This is a genomic window from Desulfosarcina sp., from assembly GCF_033791525.1.
In the GTDB taxonomy this organism is placed as follows: domain Bacteria; phylum Desulfobacterota; class Desulfobacteria; order Desulfobacterales; family Desulfosarcinaceae; genus Desulfosarcina.
Genome location: NZ_JASJGN010000192.1, coordinates 1 through 2,912, shown reverse-complemented (window position 1 = coordinate 2,912; position 2,912 = coordinate 1). Strand labels below are relative to the sequence as shown.

The 2,912-nt window shown below is 57.6% G+C and carries 2 protein-coding genes and 1 pseudogene; all 3 read left to right on the top strand.

Translation table 11 applies throughout. The annotated features are described in order from the left end of the window. Nucleotides 1-171: 171 nt before the first annotated feature. Complete coding sequence (locus QNK41_RS09375; RefSeq protein ID WP_319256060.1) at nt 172-1,779, top strand: hydrogenase iron-sulfur subunit; 1,608 nt, start codon at nt 172-174, stop codon at nt 1,777-1,779. Between the two features lie 87 nt (nt 1,780-1,866). Further along, nucleotides 1,867-2,571 carry a 4Fe-4S dicluster domain-containing protein gene (locus QNK41_RS09370; protein WP_319256058.1) on the top strand — a complete coding sequence of 235 codons (705 nt, stop codon included), beginning with the start codon at nt 1,867-1,869 and terminating at the stop codon, nt 2,569-2,571. Nucleotides 2,572-2,649: 78 nt separating this feature from the next. Continuing rightward, nucleotides 2,650-2,912, top strand: a pseudogene (locus QNK41_RS09365) (Fe-S oxidoreductase); the annotation flags it as partial.

The following is a 2,912-nucleotide window of genomic DNA, read 5'->3' as shown; positions in this document are numbered from 1 at the left end:
CAGGCGGTGCGGTCACGGGCCCCATGACGATCGCCGAAAGTGTGAGCAGTGCGGAAAAGACGGTCTTTGATATGGTCCGGTACCTGACGGCATCATAAAAAGTCCGCTTTCTGCGTGATGTGAATCCCTTTTCTGGATTCCAGCGTTCTATTCAGGTGAGAACTAATCAACATGGACGAAAGCACGAATACCGACCTGCGGGAACAAGCCTCACCACCACCCGATGTGATGGTTTTCGGCAGCGGTGCCTGCGCACATAAAATTGCCGCCAATCTTTATGACCATGGCATCCATGCATGGCTGGCGGCAAGGGAGGACGCACCCCGTGCAGCCGGCCAAGGCGACAGACTGCATGGCTTAACCGGTATCGAACTGACCGCCTGCCACGGATTCGCCAAAAATTTTGACCTGAAGCTGAAGCAAAGGGATTCACTTATTCATCAACACGTGCCGGCCATTGTCCTTGCGGAAGACCATGCTCGCTCCCCCAACTATGCGCCGTATGGGCTGGAACCCAATCCCCGGGTGCTGTCCATCTCTTCATTGGAAGAGAAATTGCGCCAGGCGTCAACGCAAGACCTGTTTGATAACGATGCGCGAATCGTATTTCTCTGTGGCTGGGAAAATGACACCCATCCGGCAATCGCCCGTCGGATGCTGGCCTGCTGCCTCCACCTGCAACGCCAATCCCGGGCAACCACTATCTTTATGACCGGCAACCTCAAGGTAGCCGCCGACGGAGCTGAAGCACTGGTTCAGGAGGCCAAACGCGCCGGCGCCGTCTTTCTGAAATTCACTCGTGATTATCCGACCATTCAAACACTGGCAGAGGACCATTTTGAAATTGACTATCTGGATGAACTGACCCGCACGCCCTTTCAACTCAGGGCCGACTGGATAGTTGTGGATGAATCCATCGGGCCGGGCCGACACCTGGATGCGATGGCGCACAGGCTTGCGATCAGCCAGGATGACCTTGGATTTGCCCAGAGCGACAATGTCCATCGCATGAGCAACGCCACCAATCGTCGCGGCATTTTCGTGGCCGGTGGTTCCCGGGGGATTCTGTCCGAAGGCGAACAGTTGGCCGACGCGGATCAGGTCACCTTGAACGTGCTGGCCTTCCTGCAGGATCTGGATGTTGAGCCCCTGCCAGGGGTTGAGATCGTTCGCGGCCGGTGCGTCCGATGCCTGACCTGTCATCGGCTGTGCCCCCACAAGGCCATTGACATCGGACAGCGCATCTCTGTGGTGACCGAGGCATGCCAGAGTTGCGGCATATGCGTGGCAGGCTGCCCGGCGCGGGCGATTGAAATGGAGGGGGTACAAATCGGCGCGGACGTCTATCGGCGGATACGAAAACCCGTAGTAGCGGAAGATGCTCCGGCGGGCCCGCCGCAGGTGATGGTGTTCGGCTGCACCCGCTCAGCCGGCCAGGCCCTTGCGTTGTCCCGCCAGGCGGGCCATATCCTGCCCATGGGCGTTCAGTTTATAGAGGTGCCCTGCGGCGGTACCATTTCCAGCCACCACCTGCTGGCGGCATTTGACGCCGATGCAGACGGCGTGATGCTGTGTACCTGCCATACCGACAACTGCCGGTCGGAAATCGGCAATCAGGTGGCCCGCAAGAGAGCCGAGTCGGTCCGGAATTTATTGAAAGAGGCCGGTGTGGACGGCAGCCGGCTGAACATCACCTCGGTGGCGGCCAACATGGGCAATGAATTCACCTTCATGATCAACGCGTTTGCTGATCGGATCAAGGCACTCAACGCCTCCTGATTGCCCTCCGGCGCCCGATCCGGTAACCGCATGGGTGCCGGAATTTTTTTAACCGATCGCCGAACCATCTATCGAAGGAAAACCGCAATGGCCAAAGATCGACCAAACCGCCTGGAAGCATTGAATTCATCTTGTTCCAAAGACTGGTCCTATGAGCAGGATGTCTGCCTGGCATGTGCCATGTGCGCCAGTGCCTGTCCGGTGTCCGGGGTCGATGATTTTGACCCCCGCAAAATGGTGCGCATGGTCTCTTTGGGCATGGCGGACCGGGTGGCCCAATCCCGCTGTCCCTGGATCTGCACCATGTGCGGCAAGTGCGAACAGATTTGCCCCATGGGCATCGACATCGCCGATATCACCCGGCGCGTCCGATCGTTGCGGGAAGGCCGGCAGGTGCCGGGGATTTTATACAAAGGCCTTACCGCCGCCCTTGAAACCGGCAACAATCTCTCCCTGCCCAAAGAAGACTTTATCTTCATCCTGGAAGATGTGGCCGAGGAAGTTGCCGAAGAACCGGGCTTCGAAGGATTCAGCGTGCCCATCGACAAAACCGGCGCACGACTGCTCACCACGGTCCACAACAAACTGGTCAACACCCACACCGAGGACCTCAAGCCGTGGTGGAAAATCTTTCATGCCGCCAGAGAAGACTGGACTGTGGCGTCGGACAACTGGGAGGGGACCAGCTGGGGCTATTTCACCGGCGACGATGAAGCCATAAAAATCATGGCCGGACGCATCGTGGAGAACATGCGCCGATTGGAGGTCGATACACTGCTGTGGCCCGAATGAGGGCACGCCTATCTGGCGACCAGGTATGGTCTGCAAAAATGGTTTCCCGAAGCCCTTGAGGAATTTAAAACGGTTACCGTGTTTGACCTGCTCATCGAGTATATTAAAAGCGGGCGCATTCGATTGGACCGCCGGCGCTTCGATGTGAGGGCCACCTATCACGACCCTTGCAATTATGGAAGACGGGCTAAAAAACGGTTTGGTCACGGTTATTTTAAGGAGCCCCGATGGATCATGGACCAATGCCTTGAAAATTGGGTTGATCTGCATCCCAACCGGCTTCACCAGATCTGTTGCGGCGGCGGCGGCGGTGCGCTGACCACGGGATACAACGACGAACG